The organism is Fibrobacter sp. UWB11, from assembly GCF_900143015.1.
Lineage (GTDB): Bacteria > Fibrobacterota > Fibrobacteria > Fibrobacterales > Fibrobacteraceae > Fibrobacter.
Map to the genome: position 1 here is coordinate 876312 of NZ_FSRT01000001.1, position 22256 is coordinate 898567.

The 22256-nt window shown below is 36.2% G+C and carries 9 protein-coding genes; 7 read left to right on the forward strand and 2 right to left on the reverse strand.

The genetic code is table 11. From position 1 onward, the window contains the following. Window positions 1-905 precede the first annotated feature (905 nt). From BUQ91_RS03805 to BUQ91_RS03820, 5 genes are all read left to right on the forward strand, one after another. Entirely contained in the window at window positions 906-2573 is a 1668-nt protein-coding gene (locus BUQ91_RS03805; RefSeq protein WP_074208212.1) for a PLAT/LH2 domain-containing protein, read from the forward strand. A gap of 82 nt (window positions 2574-2655) precedes the next feature. Next, complete coding sequence (locus tag BUQ91_RS03810; RefSeq protein ID WP_074208213.1) at window positions 2656-3918, forward strand: PLAT/LH2 domain-containing protein; 1263 nt, start codon at window positions 2656-2658, stop codon at window positions 3916-3918. A 374-nt stretch (window positions 3919-4292) separates the two neighbouring features. Next, a complete protein-coding gene (locus BUQ91_RS15500) occupies window positions 4293-4478 on the forward strand; it encodes a hypothetical protein (RefSeq protein WP_139299685.1) in 186 nt (61 codons plus the stop codon). Window positions 4479-4491: 13 nt separating this feature from the next. Then, entirely contained in the window at window positions 4492-7596 is a 3105-nt protein-coding gene (locus BUQ91_RS03815; RefSeq protein ID WP_074208214.1) for a phospholipase C/P1 nuclease family protein, read from the forward strand. 86 nt (window positions 7597-7682) lie between these two features. Further along, a complete protein-coding gene (locus BUQ91_RS03820) occupies window positions 7683-9560 on the forward strand; it encodes a hypothetical protein (RefSeq protein WP_074208215.1) in 1878 nt (625 codons plus the stop codon). Between the two features lie 309 nt (window positions 9561-9869). Here BUQ91_RS03820 and BUQ91_RS03825 read toward each other — a convergent pair whose 3' ends face one another. Then, window positions 9870-11075 (reverse strand): hypothetical protein, encoded by a 1206-nt coding sequence (locus tag BUQ91_RS03825; RefSeq protein ID WP_074208216.1) that lies wholly within the window; start codon window positions 11073-11075, stop codon window positions 9870-9872. An 82-nt stretch (window positions 11076-11157) separates the two neighbouring features. Then, window positions 11158-11925 carry a hypothetical protein gene (locus BUQ91_RS03830; protein WP_074208217.1) on the reverse strand — a complete coding sequence of 256 codons (768 nt, stop codon included), beginning with the start codon at window positions 11923-11925 and terminating at the stop codon, window positions 11158-11160. Window positions 11926-12186: 261 nt separating this feature from the next. Between BUQ91_RS03830 and BUQ91_RS03835 the strand changes: the two genes are divergently transcribed. After that, window positions 12187-18633, forward strand: a complete 6447-nt coding sequence (locus BUQ91_RS03835; RefSeq protein ID WP_074208218.1) for a DUF6603 domain-containing protein — start codon at window positions 12187-12189, stop codon at window positions 18631-18633. Between the two features lie 29 nt (window positions 18634-18662). Next, a complete protein-coding gene (locus BUQ91_RS03840) occupies window positions 18663-22256 on the forward strand; it encodes a hypothetical protein (RefSeq protein ID WP_074208219.1) in 3594 nt (1197 codons plus the stop codon).

A 22256-nucleotide genomic window follows, 5' to 3' on the forward strand; every position in this document is an offset into this window, starting at 1 on the left:
ATTTTTTTTTCTTGACATTAAAAAGTTGCTTGAATGTTAATGATGGCTATAGTCTATCGTGATCTTTTATTAAAGAAAGTCCCAAGAATGAATTCTTGGGACTTTTTATCGAGCAAATAAAAGGCAGGCATTCGCAAGCCTTTGCTGTATTTAATTGATTGTGAAAATGAATTTGCGAGTTTTAGCAAATTCAAAAAATGAAAACTTTGTGTATGCTAGATTTGTTGTAAAATATCATTTGCAAGTTGTTTTTTTATTGGTTTAAATCTAAAATAAATAATTTATTCAATCTGCTTTTTTATAATAATTTTATGTAATAATTTGTCATTAATGTAAAATTTATTCACTAATTTTAAATTTTAAATTTATTTATTTTATTTGTGTTGATAAGCTGTGGATGGTACGGATTTTGTGAGTAAAGAAATGAAAGCTTTTGGTGTGTTTTTCTTGGAAAACCTTGAATTATCCCTTCTAAAAAATGAGTACGGAAATAGAGCCTCTTTTCTGAAATGTAAAAAATAACGAGTAAATTACTTTTTTCAGTTTGTTTTTTGCAGAAGTAAAAATATATTTGGCTTCCTTATTTGATGCTTTTTGTTTGTGATTTAAAATTGTTGAATTTGTTTTTTCTCCTTGAACTGTATGAATCTGATAATGGTTGTCTTTTGTTAATAAAAATACTTGTTATTTTATTTATTGTGATAAAGTAATTTGCTGAATTATGGATTGCTGAAATAAAATTGGTTGTTTTGTGTGCTTGGTATGAGCCTGGAAAATTTACAAGGTTGAAAATCTATCAACACATTTTTTGACGTATGTTTGTAGTGTTTTGGTAATGATGCTGAAACAATTGATAGACACGAATGTGCTTGAGATTAAAACAAAACAATAAAAAGGAATAAAATATGGTTAATTATAAAATTCAAATTGTGACGGGTTCAATGAAAGATGCTGGTACAAATGCTAATGTGTATTTGACTGCAGAAGGTACTAATGGCTCTATGACTTGGGCTAATCTTGATAATCCAAAAAAAGATGATTTTGAACAGGGTAATGTAGATACCTTTACGGTTTCTAGTGCTCGTGATCTTGGTGATATAAATAAAATTACTATTGGTCATGATAATTCTGGAAAACATGCTGGCTGGTTTGTTTCTTCTGTTCAAATCAAAAACGTCTCAACGGGTAAAACATGGACGTTTTTTACCAATCGTTGGCTAGCTAGGGATGAAGCAGACCATAAACTTAGTGCTACGTTTACGCTGAATAATGGTACTCCGGCTGCGAATTATAAAATTATCATTTTTACAGGTGAAGCGAAAGATTCTGGAACTAATGCTAATGTTTACCTTAAGGCTTATGGATCAAATGGTTCCTTTAGCTTAAATAACATTAATGATCCTAATGATGATAATGACTTTGAAGCAGGAAATGTTAACACTGTGGTTTATTCGGCAAGTAAAGATATTGGTGATATTTCCCAAATTACTATTGGTCATGATAATTCCGGAAAGCACCCAGGTTGGTATTTGGATGGTGTGAAAATTCAAAATCTGAGAACGGGAAAGGTGTGGAACTTCCCTGTTTATCGTTGGCTTGCGAAGGATGAAGATGATAAAAAAATTGAAAGAACCGTTTATGCAGGTAAAGATATGCCTCATTATGATTATCTCGGTATGTATCCTAAGAAGGATAGAGAACCTGGATGGAGTAATGAGTTGAATGGTATTTGTCACGATGCATCTAATTGGTACATGACTCAAGATGGAAATATTTGGAAATTCCCGGTATCCTTCGACTTGAATACAACAATAAAAAACGAAGACAAAACGAGAAAAGTATACAAATATCATTATGGTCATCATCTTGGTGATTGTGATTGCTTTAATAATTACTTATTTGTTCCTGTCACAGATGATGGGGCTCCTTATGTGGTTGTTTTTTCTACGAATGATATTCATAAGGTTATCGCTAGGAATGTTATGTTGCTTCCTGATGGAAGGTCTTTCTCTGATATGGCTTGGGTTGCAATTAATCCTAAAAATGGTTTGTTGTTTACGTCTGATGGTTATATTACCAAGAATAAGCCGATTTATGTTTATTCAATAGATTTTGAAATGATCCGGCTTGGAAAAAATAATTTTTTAAAACTTCATGCACAAGTTAATCTTAAAGATGAAGAATTTGATGATTATGTGGAAAGATCCTGTATGCAAGGGGGATGCTTTGACGATAGTAACAATTTGCATCTATGTAATGGGTATTATAAGAATGAACATAGCAATAAGAAAGGTGGAATCACCGTATTTGAAATTCCAAATCTTCCCTATAAACCCAATGATGAGGTTCTTGTCAAAATAAAGGCTCGTTCTAATCAGTCTCATGACTTTAGATTCCAATTTAATTCTTATGGTCAGGAACCTGAAGGTTTGACCTATTGGGACTTGGATGATGGTAAAGCTCCGGGAATTCGCGGTCAACTTCATGCGATTATGATTGAAAATAACGCTGTTTCCGATGCTTTTAATGGGGGCGGAGATGACCTTTACTTCAAACATTATCGCAAAATCTAATCACCAATAAAACGGGGGAGGAGATCCTGCTTTTGGTGGGACCTCCTTTTTTATTTATAAACTTTAAAAAAGGAAAAGAAAAATGACTACATATACAATTAGAATTGTTACAGGAACAAAAAGGGGTGCAGGAACTAATGCGAATGTTTTTGTAAAAGCTGTTGGCTCAAAAGCGTCTAAAACGTGGAAAAATTTAAAAGATCCTAATGATTTTGATGCGTTTGAAAGTGGAGATGTAAATATTATAAAGGTTACATCTTCTACGGATCTTGGCGATATTAAAAAAGCTGAAATCGGTCATGATGACAGTGGACTTGGTTCAGGATGGTATTTGAAAAATTTTCAAATTACAAATGATAATACAGGAAAAAAATGGTTTTTTGAAGTTAATCGTTGGTTGGCTAGTGATGAAGGTGATAAAAAAATAAAAGTTACGCTTACTCCTACTAGCGTAATATCGCCGACACCTTCGGATCCAAATTCAAAAGAGAATCTTTTAAAAAAAATAAACGATTGGAATAGTTCTAGAACTAATTGTGCTTGGCCGGGAATTCCCAAAAAGAATGTTAAGGCTGGTTTGGAAAAAATTGTAGAATTATATTTTGGTGAAACGGAAGAATACACTGTTTTTCGTGATTGTGGTGGCTCGAATAAAAAAAATTACAAAACAGGGATTGATCAAGGAAATGGTTTTTCGATTTGTGGTCCTGTTGCGGTGATGTTTTATTTGGCGAAATTGAATATGGTTCGTCTTATTGATATTGTAACAACACTTTATGAATATGGATATTTGTTGACGTACCATGTTTCCGAAAGCTTGAGAACTCTTAAGGATAATGACAAAATCGGTACTCTTTATAAATGTAATTTTAAAGAAGTTGCTGATGTTTGTTGGATGATCCAATCCTCATTGGCGGACAAAGAAGCTGTTGGATCAGTTGATTTTGATTCTAGCTTTTTGACTTTGCATACTCGGTTGGAAGAATTGGTCGATGACGTTGAATTTATATTTAATGCAAAAAAAATAAAAAAGCAAAGTTCGTGGAGCATTGTTCGTGATGCGAATAAAAATTTTGAAGAGTGGATGAAATATTTAAAAGACGGTGGTGCTGTTTTTTGGTGTATGCATTCAACAGCTTTGAAAAATGAAATAGATGGAAAAAATAATGATTATGGCCATTTGGAGTTGTCTGATTTACATTGGGTTGTTGTGCTTGGTGCGAAAAAGTTTACAAATGGTGTGCATATTTCCTTGCATTCATGGGGAAAACTTTATAAGATATCCGTTACTGTTGCTCAATTCCAAAAAATGTCGTATGATGCACTGCTTTTTAAAGCTTCGTGAATATAATTAAAAACGAGTGTTGTTTTTTATAAGCTCTATTTTGAATTGTAAATAGAGCTTTTTAACTTTTATTTGTAGTAAATAAAAGTTATGTAAAATTTTATACACAAAATGTTATTTTGGTAAAATAAGCATATTGTTTTATTGCAGATTAATTACAGCAATACTAGGAGTATAATATGTCTTGTGTAAGATTGTTTGGAAACAGGATTGTCTATAAAGATTATGTTGTTTACAGGTAATCTTGCGATAACGTCTAGTATGTCTGTTTTTTTATAACGTTTTTAATTTTTTTGTTTGCTTTTGTTATTGACTGTTTAGGATAACGGTAAAACAAAATTATACATCAATAATTATTTCAAGAGGTTATTAGTATGAATGGACCACATCATAGAAAAACTACCTATAGTGCTTTGAAACTACTTGCAGAATTGAATAACGGAAGTTTTTCAATTAACGGCGTAACTTTGGTAAAAAATTCAAAAAACTGTATAGAAGAACAAAGCGAAAGACAAGCTGATCTTGATAGTACAGGAACTAGTTTACTTGAAGAGGTTTAAATAAGGAGTTTTTATGAGTGAAATTTCTCGTTTTCAATTTCTTGCTGAGACTGGCGTAGGTTACGCTTATTATGCAAAAATAGAGTATAAGAATCCAGGTTCAACTAGTTGGAAAAGAACAGGATCTCAATGTTCTGTGTCGCTTGGACTCACAAAAGATGTGAATCTTTATGACATCTCCGACATAAAGGAAGGCGCAGAAGTGCGTTTTTTCATGGATGTAAAGGCTAGCTCCAAAGATAGAACTGCTTCTGAAATTTTTATCTACAAGAAAGGTTCTGTGAATTATGCCAAATATAACGCAAAAGGAAACCTTATATCAGGTCCAAAAATTCAATACAAGGGCCTTTACACCTATGAAAATCCGTATGCAACAGTCGTCGAAAATGATGAAGGGCGTGAAGATGTTTCGTGTTTCAGATTTTTCGCAAAAGCTGGTATCGGTTACGCCTATAGAGTCATGATTGATTATCGAAACAAGACTGGTGTAACTTCCGATGGAAAATCTATTCGACCGGTAAAATGGCAGAGGACAAGTAGTCAGGGAACGCTTGCTCTTGGACAAATCATGGAATTGGACTTGAATAAAGTTCCCGAAATTAAAGATGGCGCCGTAGTCCGTTTTCATTTAGATGTTGTTTGGGGAACCTCTGCAACTGCAAGTCAAACATTTATTTATTATAAAAATTCAAAATACCGAGCAGATTATAACGGAAAGGGTGCTGTACGTTCTCCTACAATCCAATATTTAGGAAGAATCTTGGGTGTAAACCGAATAGGGGAAATCTCTCGTTTCAGATTTTTTGCAGAGACAGGCATTGGTTTTGCTTATTCTGTAAAAATTCAATACAGAAGTTCTGTGTATGATACGTGGAAAACATCTAGTAAATTATGTGACATGGCCTTAGGGCAGAGCAAGGATGTTTATTTAAGTAATGTTAGTGGATTAAAAGATGGTTATGAAGTCCGATTTTACATGGACATAAATGCGGCTGACGACATATCTGCAAATGAGACTTTTATTTATAAGAATAAATCTACTTATTTAGCACAATACAATGCTAAGGGGACAACTGGCGATCCGGTTACCGTTTTTCAGGGAAGAAAAGAATGTGTTGATGCAAACGATCCAAATGCAAGGGTTAATAGTTTTAAGTCCAATGCTGTCGTAGGAATTGGTTTTGCTTACGGTATGCAAATCGAATACAGAAATCCTATTAGCGGTACTTCTTGGGAAAATTCTTGGCACACTTATACTGAAGATGGTACGGTATGTTTGAGCGAGTCTAAAAGCATCAAATTGGAAAAAATATCCAGCCTAATGGAAGGTGCTCTTGTACGATTAAAAATTGCTATCAAGGTGGGGTCTACGAAATCCGCTTCAGAAACGTTGCGGTATTCAAAAAATGGTAAGTATTTGGCGAATTATGATATTTCTGGACCTATAAATAGTTCAAAAATCATCTTCAAAGGGCTAGAAAACAATGTGGGAACTATTGGAATTGCGCATTGGAACAGCCAAACGGACAAGTTTGAAAATGACTTGGAATTTGTAAATGTGGAAGGCGGGAGGGACGATCCTCATACGGATTCTGCTGCTGACAATGATGACGAAGCTCGTTATAGTGATTTTGGAGAGAGCTTCACTGCTTATCAGCATTTTATTGATATTCGTGCGGGAAAGAATAGTTCCAATGATTATAATGGCTATTCTTTTGGTATCAATGGGGTTTCTAAAGGCGAATACTATGACGGAAATAGTATTACCGACATGGCGAAAAAAAGGGGCAAAGATCACTTAGGTGAGTTCTGGTCTACAGATGGTTGGGCGGGTGCTATAACAGATTCCGTTTTTGGAGGTAGGCACACAACGGATTCTCAACTCAACTACTGGTTCAATGATGAATATATACATACTCCTGGCAAGGATTGGTATAGACATTGTTCCCCTTCTGTGTGGAATTACTGTTATAATACAACTGATAAGTACGGTCTCATTGCTCAAAATTATCCCCTTGCTGAAGATTGTGGAAAAGATAATCAGGGCGTTCCCTATTCTGTATTCCCCTCAGTGGACAATTTAGGACGTTTCTGGTATGAAAAATTCCTGCTTTCTGGAGATTGCAATGATTTAGGCCCTGTTTTGCACGCTGTGCAGGATGCCAGCATTCCTCACCATACTGCAGGGTTCATGGGAAATCATCATAGTCAGTATGAATCTGCTATCGAGAAATACTATAACGATATTTTGTATGGTAAAGATTCTAGTCGAAAGAATATATTCAACGATAAGGCGATTGCGTATTTCAAGAAATGGAGAAGTTCTGCGACAACAGCTAGTGATGTAACATATTCAACGGATTTGAACAAGGTGCCTTCTAAATCTTGGAGAATCGATCATCTTATCACATGGATGGCTTTTCAGGCTTATGAAAATTACAAGAAGTACTATGACATTTCCGTAAAGGGTAAGGCAAATCGATTCTCAAATGGTCAATTTGATGATAGCAAATGCGACTCTGCATATAAATATGCTTTAGATGATCTTTTGTCTAAGGCTCTCGCCATGACCATGCTTGTCTTGGAAAAGGCAAAAGAGGAATTTGAATCTAAGTCCATTCCGAGCAGTCGTAAGGTCAAAAAAATCATCTTTAAGGTAACTCTGTCTGCAACTGAAACTAGCATATTTGACGATATGCCATATTACTTGCACGTCAAGCACGACTATTGTGGCGGTAGTCTAGAATATAGAATGAACATTCTTAACTGTGGCTCAAATGTCAAGTTGAGCAACACTGAGGAATCTGTTAATGGATTATCGTACCAGAGAACTATTGACACATCTGCATGTAAGATTGACAGTAGCAAACTCATTCTCGAATTGGAAAAGGGATCGACTAAAGCGAAACTTTCTCCATCTGATTTTGAAGTTTCTTATGTGACCGAAGACAATGTAGAACATAGTTACTCCGGTAGAGGCGAAAGTTATTTCCCGAAATTTGAAGATAGTAAGAAAGTCTATGAATCTATATCAAAAAAAGTTGTTAGAAAGCCTAGACCGTCAAGGAGGCCTGCTACAAGTTCTCGCGTAAGTGCGAGAAAACCAACGGCTCGGTAAGTTTGCTTAGTTATCTAAATCTTTGAATTCGTCGCACAAAGATTTATGGTATACAAAATTTTTTTGCGGCGAAAAGGTTATAAAATATGAGTGAAATCTCTCGTTTTCAATTTGTTGCCGAAGCTGGCGTTGGTTATGCCTACTACGCAAAAATTGAGTATAAAAATCCGGGTTCATCTAGTTGGAATAGAACTGGATCCCAATGTTCTGTGTCGCTTGGTCTCACAAGAGATGTGAATCTCTACGACATCTCCGAAATAAAGGAAGGCGCTGAAGTTCGTTTTTTCATGGATGTAAAGGCTAGCTCCAAAGACAGAACTGCTTCTGAGGTTTTTACATACAAGAAAAGTTCTGTGAATTATGCTAAATACAACGCAAAAGGAAACCTTATAACAGGTCCTAAGATTCAATACAAAGGCTTGTTTACCTATCAAAATCCATTTGCTTCTCAAGTCGAAAATGACAAGGACTATAGCGGAGACATTTCATATCTTCAATTTATAGCTTTGTTTGGAATCGGATATGCATATCGTGTTCGACTTGAATACCGTAATATGACAGGAACGGCATCTAATGGACAACCAATTCGAGAGGTGATGTGGCATAGAACAAATTCTCTCGGAAACGTTTCTTTAGGTGTTACGAAGGATGTTCATCTTTGTGACCTTTCGGAAATTAAGGAAGGTGCTGTTGTTCGTTTTGTTATGGATATTATTGGTGGTGTAACTACAACTGCTAAGGAAGTTTTCGTTTACCATAAAAAGGCTAATTACTTCGCTCAATATAATGGCAAGGGGACTACTCTTAATCCGAAGATTGAGTTTAAGGGCCGATTAGAATGCATCAATCCAAACGATTTGGAAAAAATTAACAGTTTTAAAGGGGCAGCAACAGTTGGTGTTGGTTTTGCTTATCGATTGAAGGCGGAATACAGAAATCCAGTTGGAAGTTCATGGGATAGCGAATGGAAGACTACTAAGTCCTTTGGCAACGTAGCTCTCGGCCAAGTAAAGTTCTTGAAACTGGTGGATGCTACAGAAGTAAAGGAAGGTGCGCTAGTACGTTTTTGTCTAGATGTTGTTGCTGGCACGACAAAATCTGCCAAGGAAATGTTTATCTATTCCAAGGAAGCTTCTTATATGGCTTCCTACGATGCGAAGGGTACAACTTTAAGTCCGACTATTATTTTCCGCGGTCTGCAAATCAGTCAATATCCAGAACTCAAAGATGATGCTCAGGCTTTCGCAATTCCTGTATCAGATAAGGTTTTGGGTCTTGATAAAATGGATCATACCTATGTTGTTATGGGTGGCAGAGCCTTTGGTTGCTTTGGTCGTAGTGCCGACGGACGTGCTATTACACCGGTATCCAAGGGAAATAAGCAGGTTGCTGAAGAAACGGAAACATCTAGTTACAATGCAAACATGACTTACGGTGTTCACGGTGTTTGTCATCAGATGGCAAATCGAATTCTGTGGACTGCTCAGCTTCTTGTTGATGAAGCTCAGGCATTTAATGTTTCTGTAAGCTTGTTTGGTCCATATGGTAAGGGGCAGTGGAATATCGTAAAGCTTAAAAAATATAAGAGCAAGTTTTTTGAGACCATTTACGCGCTTTATCAGAAGGGGCTTTCAGAATCTCAATTCCGTGAGCAGTCTACAGAAGCCTTCTATAACATCTATTTGAAGGAAAAATATGGTAAGATTCCTTCAAATATGTTGCCTTTGGCTATTAAGGCTCAGAGAAAAATTGAAAAAATTGATTCCAGCCTCACAGAAACTCAACGCCTCAAGTTGGTAAATGAAATTGCTGCGGATTTCCAAAACAGTTGCAAGCAGATTCTGACCAAGGTTGAGTGTAAGAAACTCTTGGGACAGGAATTAGAGGCAAAACCGTTTGCTTTCAACAAGTCTGACTTGAAGGGTGTGAAGATGGCTAAGCCCGCCGTCAAAAAAACAAAGTAGTCGTGTTTACTTGAAATACTCCAAAATTCTAGCGAGACGGGCCCCGCAATAGCGGAGCCTGTTTAAAGGGAATTATTTATTTGTTGATACCGCATCCGCCATCGTGAAAACGGTGACGGATGTTTTTTTTGTGTGGAAACGTAACTTTTTAGTCTAGTTGGTAAAGATGTCATTTGCAAGATGGAATGAATTGCTAAAATTTGATTGCTTATAGCTATAATAATCAAAACGACGGCTTCCAGAAACGGAAGCCGCCGTATTTGTTGGAAATTCAGACTGAATTAAGAATTTTTGCCGGATTCTAATAATTTATTGTAAATTATATTCGCCTTCATAAATAATTTTTACGTTGCAGGAAGTACCGCCGGTCTTGTACTTTGTTACGCGATGTGATTCTGGATGGTATCTAAACACTGTTGATGATCTTGCGTTGTTTTTTGATCCGATACCACCTAATGCTTTAGTTTTTACCGTAACCCAATAACCTTTGGGAATGCCCGCTTTTTGTAGGTCGTAAACCTTATTCGGATAATCCTTTTGATTATTGCATTTGTCGGTTCCTCTTCCAGCGTTGAAGTAATCAATTTTTTTATCAATCCAGTTATCTGATTCCTTTTCTTTGTATGAAATAATAAAATCGGCTTGGTAGGGGCTGCCATTGTGAAACCACACATAACGAAGATGATTTGTAAAATCAGGTTCATCGCATTCATGATTTTCTTTACTGTCAGGCTCACTGAACTCAGCTGCTTTGGGATTGTTTATTTTTACTAAACAAGATGTTCCACTACATTTATATTGCGCAACTCGATTTGATTCGGGGTGATATACGAAAACAGCAGACGATCTTGCGTTATCTTTTGAACCAATACCGCCTTTTGCAGAAACTTTCACCGTAACTAAATATCCTGCAGGAATACCCGCTTTTTGCAGATCATAAACTTTATTTGGATAATCTTTTTGATTTGTACATTTATCGGTTCCTCTTCCAGCATTGAAGTAATCGATTTTTTTGTCAATCCAGTTATCTGATTCCTTTTCTTTGTATGAGATGATAAAATCAGCCGCGTAGACACCACTGTTATGAAAACCAACATAGCGTAAATGCTTATCAAAGAAATCTAATTCTTTGTTTTGAATGACTTCGGTTTCTTGCAAAGAGTCGATATCGGATACTTTTACAAGAGCGTGTGCTTTAGAAAATTTTGAATAGATGAAATTTAATATGAACCGATATCTTTTTTTTATGGTTTTAAATTTCTTTGAATCTCCGGTTCTTTTTTTTGTTTTTACGGTTTTTTCAATACATACAGAGTATTCTTCTCCCTCTGCTAAATTCTTGAGAGTGTATGTTTTGGTTCCTTTACTTTTCACTTCAACGGCGTTTTTGCTTGATTGGGGTTGTATTGAAACAAATGATGTTGTATTATTTATTAATTTGAATTTGTATATGTGAGTTTCTTTAAAATTGTATGTTTTTGTTATGACCTTTGTTGTTGAAATTTCTGTTGGCATTTTTTCTCCTTGTGAAAAATATAACGTAAACTATAAGCTTGCTTGTTATGAAAATAATTCCGGCGTAATTAAAAGAAGTTTATTACAAATTGTATTCTCCCTTATAGTAGATTTTTACGTTGCAGGAAGTACCGCCGGCCTCGTACTTTGCTACACGACGTGACTCTGGATGATACCTAAATACTGTTGATGATCTTGCGTTATCATTTGAACCTATACCGCCTTTTGCAGAAACTTTCACCGTAACCCAATAACCTTTGGGAATGCCCGCTTTTTGTAGGTCATAAACCTTATTCGGATAATCCTTTTGATTGCTGCATTTGTCGGTTCCTCTTCCAGCGTTGAAGTAATCAATTTTTTTATCAGTCCAGCTATCAGATTCCTTTCTTTTGTATGAAATAATAAAATTGGCTTGGTAGGGTGCTCCGTTGTGAAACCATAAATAACGAAGGTTATTTGAATATAGGTCTGTATCTTGATACTGTATTTCAGGATTATTTTGATTGGTTTTTATACGGACTTCTGCATCAGAAAACTTCGAATAGCAAAAAGAGTAAGATTTTGCAAAATAAGAGGTCTTTGTTAATTCTCCAGGGAAAATTTCTGATATAGTTATTACGAAAGATTGATTTTCATAGACATTAAAATAATCAGTTATTGCAAAAGAGAACTTTTCTCCTGGAAGAAGTCCAAGTCCCTTGTATTCTTTTTCTTTAATAAATCCATGATGATGAAGCCCATTCGAGGGTAAACTGCAATCAACGGAGATTAGTACATTTGTGTTGTTTTCTATTTCAATACGTTTAACATGAGGCTCCGAGTATGCACAAGCAAAAGTGTTAGGTGTCATTTCTAAGTTCCTTCTACAATAAAGAATATATTCGCATTTAAGATAACGATGTTGTGAGAAAAAAGAAATTTGTAAAAAATAATTTGTATAGTTGTAAGTTGTTGTAACAGAATGCTTTTGAATGAACGTGAATATAATTTTACATTATTCTAATGTTATTTTTTTATTCTAATATTGAATTTGAAAACGTATAAAATATTGCAAATAAAGATTGTTCAAAAAAATGGAAGGTTAACAGTGAGTGAACCATCAAGTGTAGCTATGGATATTCTTGTCAAGTTGGGTCAAGTCTTTACTCGTATTGGAGACGCCGCTTTCAAGGATTTTACGGAATTCTGTCTTGGAAAAGATGCTACTTGGGATGACTTCAAGAAGCAGTTAGATGATAAAGGGATTGACGCCTTCGAAAAATTTGTCAACCAAATTTTCCAAAATATTGGCTACGATATATCCAACTGTACCTCTAGCGAACTGTATAAACAAATTGAATCCCTCATAACCAAGTCAATGGAACTGGGAAACTATATAAAAGACCTTGTTGATAATGGTGACGTAAAATCCATTATTGGCGGTCTTGTTGTCAGTGCGGACGATAAGAGCGACTCTAACGACATTGTATCGCTAGATGATTACTTAAAGAAGATGGAGTGTTCCTCCTATTTGCAAAAGATTGGATTGCCTGAAAATACTGGTGTTAAAATTGGCGGTCCGATTAAAGAGCTACTTGATATCGTTATGGGTATCGTAGAGGCAATCAAGGAAATAGCAGATTTTGAGTGGAATAAACTTGCTGATGATTGTAACGAGTTTGGCGAATTCTTAAAGAACAAATATTATAACGAGGATTTTGGTCGTCGTATTTTAGATTATATCCTCATCTTATTGTTGAAGAATGCAAGGGATGTCTTTGCAGATGATGTGAAGTATTTGATTAAAAAGCATAGTGATATGCTTAGAGGCTTTATTGCCGATAAATTTGGCGATGACACAGCCAATAGTGTGATGGATGAAATTGATGGATATATAAATTCCATCACGATTATTGAAGATACTATAAAAGATCTTGAAAAAGATTCTGCAGATAGAGCTGAAAAGGCAAAGAATAAAGAGGCTGAATCTAGCAAGGCTGCTGTGGCTAAAAGGGCTTTGAGAAAGGCGGCTAAGAGCGCTCCTGTTTTGGAAAACTCTGCATCCGATACGGCTGAAGAAGTAAGTCCGAATTCGGATGAATCGACTTCATCGGAGGAATCTGCCAAAGAGCCATCTGTACAGTTGCAATCAGCTCTTAATGTTTGCAAGGATAAGTTGAATACGCTTCTTGAAAAGTATGTGCCATCTTATAACATGGTGGCCAAAATATTCGATAGAACGTATGCCATTCTCAACCTTTGTGGAATTATCACCGAAGAAACCGTCAATTTGATAGAAGTTGACGAGGTGAAGGACGCTAACAGCGCAATCAAAGATAAGGTATCTGTTGACTTAATCGATCTGGCTTCGGATAAAGTCGGTACTTCAATCCAAATTCCGGTATTCCACTGGGATCGTTTGGAAAAAATGTTCACGGCTCCAAAGGATTATCTTAAGGAAGCTTTCCCATTAGATAGTACCGAGGATGTCGAAAAATTAGCGGCTAAGATTGCAACGGTAATTCGCTCATTTGACAGTGATTTCCCTGAATTCAAGAATATTAAACAGTTTGTATTAGATCTCATCAATAGAATTGATGCTCGTCTTGAGGGCAAAATTGATGAATTAAAGAATGAAATAAAGGAAAAGCTTACAAAATTTAAGGAATTCCTTGTTGAACTTGTTAAAATTCTTGAACGATATGCTTATGAAGTTAAAAATGCGTTAGAAATTGCTTTTAATAATTTTAAGAATGGGAGAGATTCTCTTATTTCCGAATTGGAGACTAATGCAAAAAAACTAATTGAAAAGGCCAAAATATTCAAATTTAGTGATCAAGTCCCATCAAAGTATGCAGATGGTGTTTCTGTTCTTGAATCAATTTTCCTTGATACGTTCAAAGATGCTGCAGAAACTGCCGTTCTCAAGAAATATTCCGGAGTCAGCGTAGAAGAAGCTCTTCATGCTGATTTTAATGCGTTGACAGCTCCATTTGGTGCTTGTAAGGGAAATCTTGAAAAACTAGCCGAAAAGATTCGGGATGATTTCAAAGAAACTTTCAATGGCGAAAAATGGAAGACCCTTTTTGGAGAATTGGTCAGCGATCTTGAAAAAGAATTCAACAAGCAGACAAAGGATGTTCCCAAGACCCTTGATGAACTTAAAAAATTTGCATGCGAATCTTTAGTTGATATAGTAAATAATGAAGGTATAAAAAATCCTCTTTCCAATTTTGATCCTTCGGCATATTTCAAAATTATCGGTGATTATTTCTCTGAGAAATTTAAAGACGCTATCAAACTTGACCCAGAAACATATATTGCTGATTTTAAGAAATATGTTAGGGAATTCTTTAACGGATTCTTTGAAGGACTCAAGAAAAATATTGAAGGGATTTCTGAACTTGGTGATGATATCCAAATTCTGGCAACAGATATTTGGACTGCCTGGTTGGAAAATATCAAGCAAAAGATATACGAACTTATTGTTCGTCCTTACATTCAACAAGCAAAGAAGGCTGTCAAGAATTGGGGCAAGAGTGTTATTACTACGGCGATTAACGATGCTAAGAAAACAAATGCCCTTGTTTTGGATTCAGCGACTAAGAATGGCTATAAGGAATTCTTTAAGTCTGAGGACAACGAAGCAAAATCTGAGGCTGCTGCTGCAAATTCGAATTCTGCAAATCAGATCGCTGACGTTGTTGCCGAATCTGCAACATTTGCTTTGGATTTGCTGGATTTGATTGAAGAGGCTAAAGATATCGACTCTTGGACCGATGGAATCAAATTTGCGGTCAACCTCTATAAGGCGATTCCGCACTCCGTCAAAAAATATGTTACCGAGCTTATCGATTTGCCAAATATCGATTTCTCGAACATTCATTTGCCTGAATATACTCTTGATACCGAAAATAAATTCTTTGCTGTTACCTTATGGCAATACAATTATGATGATAAGGGGAGAGTCAAGCAAAATGCAGATGTGTCGATTCGCCTAGCCTTCTTTGTAAGCGAAGATAAGAATGGTGTTGAGGGTTTGTATATTTGCCCAATTTTGAAGGGAAAGTACGATGCCGCTTTCAATATCGGCAAAAACCACCACATGAAAATAGGAGTTTCTGCTAGTGTTGGCCGGGATTCCGACGCTCTTGATGAAAAGGATGAAGAACGTCAATGCAACCTTGCTAATGGCAATATAGGATTCTTTATTCACAAACCTTCGGGAAAAAGAGGAATCGAGATAACTCCTGTTGGCGATAAGTCTGCATTGGAGGCTTATCTTGAGTTATGGTTCAAACGAGGAGCTGTTGATGAAGATCATCCTAATCCTGCAGAACTTATTAAATCTAAAGTAGTCGATTTGACGATTGGTAATTATCCTCAGAAGATTTTTGCCGGGTATAAGAACGGAGCCTTTGATGTTGGATTTGTAAGCCGTCTAGAAGACTTGCAGCTTATGTTAAAGTTGAAGGAACTTAATGGTTTCTTTGATGCGGTCCTTAGTGACAATGTCAAAATAACATTGGATAAACTTGCTGTGGGGTATAGCCTTCAAGATGGTTTAAAAATAGAAGAAGGATTGCATGTCAAAATCCCGTTTAACAGCAATATTGATTTAAAGGTTGTCAAGTTCAAAAATCTTTCTTTGGATTTAGGTCTTGAAGATGGTGATTTTGAAGCCAACTTGCTTACAACCTTTGTGGCCGATTTGAAGTGCGTCGCATTTACATTTACGGACCTTGGTTTTGGTATTAAATGTAACCTCTTTACTACGGATGGAAAGGCGGGAACTCTTAAGCTTAATCCTAGTATTAAGTATCCGACTGGTATCGGGATCAATATTGATGCTAGCGCTGTTAAAGGAGGGGGCTTAATCCAATGGGATGAGAAAAAGCAACGTTTTGCAGGGGCTCTCGAATTAGATGTCCTTGAAAAGTTTGGCGTCAACGCCATGCTTATCTTTACAACAGGTAAGGGAACGGATCCTTTCTCGTTTATGGGGGCTATTAGCGTTAAATTCAACCCAGGAATTCAGGTTGGCATGGGCTTTTCTATCACTGCGGTAGGGGGGTCTCTGGGATTGAACAGAGCGCTTGATGTTGATAATTTGCGCAATGCGGTTTATGATGGAAGTTTATCTTCGGTCCTGTTTGTTAAAGATGTCATGAAGGATTTCGACAAGGTCCTTGCAAATGTTGACAAATATTACCCTATTACCGAAGAACAGATGTATTTTGGCTTGTTGGCTCAAATTACATGGGGAACAATTCTTTCTGCTGATTTCGGCTTGTTTATTCAAGCTCCAAGCCCTGTAACTGTTATTGTTGCCGGCCTTATAAAAGTTCGCCTTGCAGATTCTGCAGAAAAATTGCTTGCTATAAACGCGAATTTCTTGGGTGGTATTCAGTTTGATAAAGGGATTTTCTTTGATGCCTCATTGTTCGATTCTAAAATCGTCGGTATTAGTATTTATGGCGACATGGCCTTACGAATTTACTGGGGCGGAGCAACCAAGGGATTCATTCTTTCTATTGGCGGCTTCCATCCTCAGTATAAACCGGAATCGGGCTTTAATTTAGTGGATATGAAGCGTGTTGGCATGAAGTTGGACTTTGGTCCTGTCAACATGTCCCTCGAGGCCTACTTTGCTATAACGTCTAATACGGTGCAGTTTGGTTCTGCCTTCAATATGAAGATTGGGTGGGACAACTTTGGATTGACTGGCCACGCAATATTTAATATTTTGTTCCAATTCAATCCATTCTATTTTATGGCCGATCTGTCTATCGGTATCGCAGTGAAGTTGTTTTCGGCAACACTTTGCAGTATATCGCTTGACTTCGATCTTTCTGGACCGGCAAAGTGGCATGCAAAGGGCGAAGCAAAAATCTGTGTATTGCTCTTTGATGTTAAAGTTCACTTTGATTGTACTTGGGGTAAGGACCAAAATACTATCGAGCTTGCTCCAATCGACGTATTCCCAATCTTTGAAAAAGAGTATCTTGAAAAAAATAATTGGAAAATCATATCGACTGATTTGACAGACAATTTAGTGACTTTGATTCCTTGTGAGATGGGAGCTCTTGTTGCTCAGCCAAATGATGTGATTTCGTTCAGCCAGTCTAAAGTTCCTCTTGGGAAATGGATGGACTGTTATGGTGAAAATCGTGTCAATGACTGCACGAAAATAGATCTTGTAGAAATCCAAATTGATTCGGATAAAATTATATTCCATTCAGATGAATCAAGATGCGTTTTTGAAAATGATTCGTTTGCACCAAGTCTTACTCATAAGATGACTGATGATGAAAAACTTGATGCCGAGTCTTATCGCAACGAAATAAGTGGCTTCAGATTAAGCGCTGACTTTGGTTATGACGATAGTAAAATAAAAAAACGAGATGTAGCTGAAGGTGAATTCATTGATGCGTCTTTTGATTCTAAGGAAAAAGAAGATAAGAAAAATGTAGATTCTTATATTGAATTGTGGGGTAACTATTCGAAAGCCTCTGAATCAGCCGGGAAACAAACTCTGGTAAAAAAGACGATTGCTACAAAATCCCTTAAGCCAAAGGCTGAATCTGCAGAAGTTCTTAGTGGTTTGAAACGTCGTAGCAGAAAACCGGCTATTGGGAATGCGGATTGCTTTAATATTGCAAATCGAATGACTGTCGCGCAGAATTCTGAGCAAAAACAAAAGAAATTGATGTCAAGAAGCTCTCTCAGAAGGTCTGCTACAGGTCTCAAGCGATATGTTAAACAAATTGATGAACTTATTGCCGCTAATGCTTTGACAATTCCTGAGAATGTTTCTAACAATATAACCTCTACAGGAAATGCAAATGAAAATAATTCAATAGAATTTAATCCTGTTCAATATAAATATGTTGTTGATAGTATTGTGTTGAATGCTCCGAAACTTAGTATTGATGAAAAGCTTAATTTTGATTATACCGTCAAGAATGGAGCTGCTACAGTTGAATGGGTTACATACGTTCGTTTAAGTGATAATAAGTATTTTATCAATAATCAGAACACAACTTCTACGTCATTCGGTGAAAAATATCGTGTACATGTGTACTTATATCCAAGAAATAATTATGCCTTTAAGATGGAAAATGGAAATGCGGATTGTAATGTGAAATTATCTGATGGAACTGTTTTGAAATCGGATGGACTTATGACCGCCAATGGAAAATACTGTTGCCATTTCTACTATGATGTAGAACTTCCGTCTCAAGATCATATTCGCTTTTTGAGTCTTACTAATAAAGCCTCGTGTAGCGCTAAATTGAAAGTTTTCTATAAAAAGACAACTTCTAGTACTTGGGAAACATATGAATCTGGTAATATTTCGAAGGATAAGGCAGTAACCTGTGATTTGGTGTCTGAACTCAAATTGCCTTTGAATACTTTGGTTCAACCAGCTGTTGTTACTAAATCATTGCTGTTGTTTACGAGAACAAAAAAAGCAAATAATGTTTTTAGAGTACACCCTGAAGTGAATAGAAAGGCTGAATTTACTTGTGAAGGGTCTTCTGTAACACCAAAAATTCAGTTAAAATCAATTTCTTAAGTTTAACCTCAATTTATAGTAGATATAATATGCAGAATATAAGTTTTTATTCTTGGGTAAGAAAAGGTCTTGGAAGCCAGATTACTGAGGTCGATGACCTTGGTGAAGAAACAAGTAAAGTAAAAAAACGTCCAGAAGTTCAATTGACGGCTAAACTGGAAACAGTTGATTGTTCCGTTGAGAATGTTGGTCCGGATACGCCTGAAGAAAAAATCACGAAATCGGTTCGATATGAGACGAAAACAATAAATCTTTCAGGACCGGGTGATGTTGTATCGCTGAATGCGAATTCTATAGCTCGTGTCTTTCCTGCCCCAAATTTTTCAGGTTTCCCCGTAAATGATTTTCCCTATATTGAATTTTGGGAACCTGATTTTGCATGGCGCTTTACGCCGGCTCAAGCTACAGGTAAAAAAGGCGAAGAAAATCGAAAATTGCGTCCATGGCTTACTCTTGTTGTATGCAAATCTTCAGAATGTTCTATACAGAAGTCTTCTTGGGGGACTGATATTGTCACGTTTAATGTGGATGATTCTGGTTATAAAAAGATTTTCCCGTTACCTGCGGATGATGTTTTGAAGTCTGCCCATGTTCAAGTTGGTGATAGCGGAGATGAAATTTGCCGAATTCTTGGAATAAAAAGTCTTGAAAAAGAACTAAAGCTTGAAGAAAACTACATGGATTGCGGTACTGAATATAGGGTTTTTTTGATACCTGTATTTGAAGTTGGGCGTTTGAGAGGTATTTTTGGCCCTGATTACGATGAAAAGAAGCTTGATGACATTATTGTTCAAAAATCTGCTTGGGAAGCAACTCTTAAAGAGCAAATAAAAAAACATCTGCAAAGTCCTTTAACGTTTCCTTCTTATTATTCGTGGGCATTTACAACAGGGACGTTAAGTTTTGCAGAAAAAGTGAGATCGCTTAAGAGAAATGAATCTACGTCAAATGGAATTGATGTTGACGTCACTTCTTTGGGTGAAGGTCTTGATTATGCAGTGTTGGGGAAAAAAGAGGGGCGAAGAAATGAAATTAATGTCCCTGCAGCAATGAAGTCGGTTAAAAACTTAACAAAAGAAGTTTTCCCGAATCCCAGTAATGATGAAAAAGATGTCTATGACAATTTGAATAAGTTGCTCTCTAAAAGTCCTGTTTTTGAAGAGAATGCAAGGATTATTAATGGTAATGATAAATCCCCTAATGTCGATGAAGATGATCCTGTAATTACTCCTCCTATTTATGGAGGAAAACATATACTTGCAACGTCTTTAAATGATTCAGAAGCTCCCTGGATGAATCAGGTTAATTTGGACCTTCATTACAGAGCTGCTGCAGGTCTTGGTAAAAAGGCGGTGCAGAGAAATCAGGAAGAACTTGTAAATCGAGCTTGGCAACAAATAGATGCTGTCAAAGCTATGAATGCTGAATTATGTCGAAAAATGCTTGGCGCGAATGTAAATGATTCCGTCAAATACTTGAATTACAAATGGGCTGGTTCGACGAGTAAAAAAATATCCACGAAAAATGAAGAATCAGAACTTATTTCTCAAATGATGATGAATTTATCATCGATGAAAAATACGAGCTTTGGAAAAAATAATTCGGGTAATGATGTTTCGCTAGCTTCTATTCTTAAGAAAAAAGGTATTCCTGAAGTTTTTGTATCAGATTCTTTCCGTAGAACTGCTGAAAAAACTCTTGAAAATGTTTCCTATCCTACTTTGGTGCAGGGTATTGCTGAACAGCAAATTTATATGATGTCTGGTATATCTATGAAAAATACTCTTAAAAAAGAGGATTTGGAAAATTATGCCAATAAACAAATTATCCCATATTTAGGGAAAAAACTGATTGAAACAACCGAGTTGGCTAATTTATTTTCTTGGATTGGACCTCAAAGTAATCTGAATGTTTTAGGATTTTCAGGATGGTCTTTGTCAACTTTTTCGATAAGAAGTTCAAGAATAAAAACATTTTGGAAAAGCTCTTGTTATACAGATATCAAAGACAGCATCTTACGAAGTAGAGGTAAAACGGAGAAAGATGTAATCGATTTTTTTGTGACAAATCGTTTGTGGGAAATTAGCACTGTTGGCTATACGGATTACTCGGCTCCTGATGTAGCTGAACAAAGTAGAGATACGAATATCTATGCTTTGGATAGCGTTGTTTTTAGGTCATTGTTCTTTTTGAATGAAAGCGACAATATCACTGTTGTTCGTGTAAAAACAGAAAATAAATGGATTTACATCATTGATCGCGATAAAATTGCTTGTGATAAGGTTTGCTTCTATAGGACTGCATTAAATGGTTCGTGTAGCAAAATGGAACATCCATCTAAATTGCTTAGTGACAACGACTATTTCTTGAAGTTGAAAAAAAATGAGAATGTTCCTTGGATAGACAGAACAAAATGGGAAATATGTGCTTATACATTCCTTTATACACCTGAACGAGTTGTTGCAACAACGACAGATCTAGATTCAATTGTTGATTCTCAAAATCAAGAAGGTGAAAAATATTCATTTGAAAATGCAAGTGATCTTTATAAAAGATTGATTGTAAATTATGATGCCTTTGTAAAAGATAAAAAAGGTGTAATAGACCAAAATAAACGTTTGTATAAAGCTTGGAATAATTTAATTAATTGTATTGATGGAATCGAACTTACTCAAGAACCTCAAATGCCTGAATACAAGGGTTGTATCGAAGATGTAACTACATTGAGGAACGGCCTTAGAGACGATTCTCTTTATGCTCGATTGAAAGAATGTGCTGCAACTTATTATTCTACATTCTTCTCTTCGGATAAACTTATTGGGGATTATCTTGAAGATTGCTTGGCTTCTAAGTATCCGATTAAGGCCTATCCGATTTTCCCTGAACCGGCTTATTACTATCTTAAGGATATTGCTGACGAATTTATTTTGCCAGGAATTGAAACTCTCCCTGATGATAGTATTTCGATGTTCAAGGGCAATGCTGCCTTTGTTGAATCGTATTTATGCGGTATGAATACAGAAATGGGCAGAGAACTGCTTTGGCGTGAGTATCCAACGGATCAACGTGGGTCTTATTTCAAAAAATTCTGGGATTCGGCAACAACCGAAGAAGACATTAAGAAGAGTAACTTCTTTGATGTTAAATCACTCCATAGATGGGCTGGCAATCTTGGAGAAAACCATATGGTTTCTGAAAATGGTCAATCAAAGGGGGATTTACTATTCTTTGCCATCAAGAGCGATCTTATGAAACTTTATCCTGATACAAAGATAACGCTTAGAAAGGCCTCTTGTACATATATTAAAAACCAACCGCTTCAATTCCAAATAGACACGTCTTCAAGTAAAGAAACAATATATCCTGTTGCAGAAGGCTTTGTTCGTGAAGGAATTTATACAGTTGGTTTCCCCATTACGTTTGAAAAAGCTCTTGGGACACCACCCGAAGTTGATAAAACTTCTAGTTGCGGTTACATGCTAGTCTTTGAAAGGGCTAAAGAAAATATTGAATTTGTTTTACGAGATAAGAATGTAAATGATTCAGCTTCATTTGCAATAGAATGTCTTGATACGACTTCTCTTGTTGGCAAACATGTTTTAACCTTAATTGGACAAAATTAA